Genomic DNA, 1,582 nt, shown 5'->3' on the forward strand with positions numbered 1-1,582 from the left:
TTTAACGAATGAGTGGTCGGCGGAGACCCCTGTCGATCATGAGTGAAGCCCTTGGTCGATCATTCCTCCTGCGACAGAGAGAAGATCGGACCAAGGGCTTCAGTTGATCAGTGTGCATCATGCCGGCGACGCCGGTGCGTCCGGGGAGTTGTCCGTGCTCCGGCAGGAGTTCCACCGATGCCTGACCCGGCGGGCGGACGCGTTGTTCGAGCTGACCGAGGCGGTACTGTGCGCCGACGGGCCGGTGCGGTCGATCGCGGAATTGTCGCTCGCCGGTGAGCACCGTCGTGGCCACGGCAGCGGCTATGCCGCGTTGGCATGCGGACGTGTTGACATCGATCGGCTACGCACCGCGCTGAGCGGGGTCTCGCTGCCGCGTGCCGCGGACGGGCGCCTGGTGCTGGCGGTGGATGTGACCTGCTGGTTGCGTCCGGAAGCACACACCTGTCCGCAGCGGATCCTGTGTCACACCTACGGCCGCGGCAAGGACCAGCACATGATGGTGCCGGGCTGGCCCTACTCGGTGGTCGTGGCGCTCGAGTCCGGGCGGGGTTCGTGGACCGCGCCGCTGGACGCGGTCCGGCTCGCGCCCGGTGACAACGCCGCGAGCGTGACCGCCCGGCAGATCCGCGGCGTGGTGGAACGCTTGACCGCGGCCGGGCATTGGCGGCCGGGAGACCCAGACATTCTTCTGGTCGCCGACGCCGGCTACGACGGGCCCCGCCTCGCCCACGTGCTGGCCGATCTCCCGATCACCGTGCTGGTGCGGATGCGCACCGATCGGGTCCTGCATCGCCCGGTCCCGCCGCAGCCGCCCGGCACGTCGGGCAGGCCCCGCCGCCACGGCGACGAGTTCGCTTTCGGCGACCCGGCCACCTGGGGACGACCCGACGTCGTCAGCGAAACGACGACCCGGCTCTACGGTCCCGCGCTGATCCGGGCCTGGGATCGGCTGCATCCACGGCTGACCCACCGCATAGCCTGGGCCGGCCATGACGGCGCCCTGCCGATCATCGAGGGCACCGTAATCCGGCTGCAGGTCGAGCGCCTGCCCTCCGGCGCGATCCCGAAACCCGTGTGGCTCTGGCACTCCCGCACCGGCCTCGACCACACCGAAGTCGATCTGGCCTGGCAAGGGTTCCTGCGCCGGTTCGACATCGAGCACACCTTCCGCATGCTCAAGCAGACCCTCGGCTGGACCACCCCGAAACTTCGCTCACCCGAGGCGGCCGACCGCTGGACCTGGCTGCTGCTGACCGCCTACACCCAGCTGCGCCTCGCCCGTGATCTCACGGCGGATCTCCGCCGCCCCTGGGAGAAACCCCGACCAGCCGGCCGGCTCACCCCGGCCAGGGTCCGCCGAGGGTTTCGGAACCTGCGTCCACACCTCGCCTGTCCGGCCGGTGTCCCGAAACCCTCACGGCCCGGCCCCGGACGTCCCGCCGGAACACCCAATCAACGACCCGCGTCACGCCACGACGTCCATACCGTCACCAGCACCAACACCCGAAAGCCCAAGCACAGCAAGAACACCAAGTCGAGCAAACCGCGGCCCCGCCGAACAGGTTAAAAATCAAGCTAG

Annotated in this window: 1 protein-coding gene; it reads left to right on the plus strand. The window is 69.3% G+C overall.

What is annotated here, in order from left to right:
* The first annotated feature begins 154 nt into the window (after positions 1 to 154).
* Positions 155 to 1,570, plus strand: coding sequence for an NF041680 family putative transposase (locus tag AB0F91_RS47180; protein WP_360609060.1), 1,416 nt, complete (start codon positions 155 to 157; stop codon positions 1,568 to 1,570).
* The last annotated feature ends 12 nt before the right edge of the window (positions 1,571 to 1,582 follow it).

The organism is Amycolatopsis sp. NPDC023774 (assembly GCF_040639695.1).
Classification (GTDB): Bacteria; Actinomycetota; Actinomycetes; order Mycobacteriales; family Pseudonocardiaceae; genus Amycolatopsis.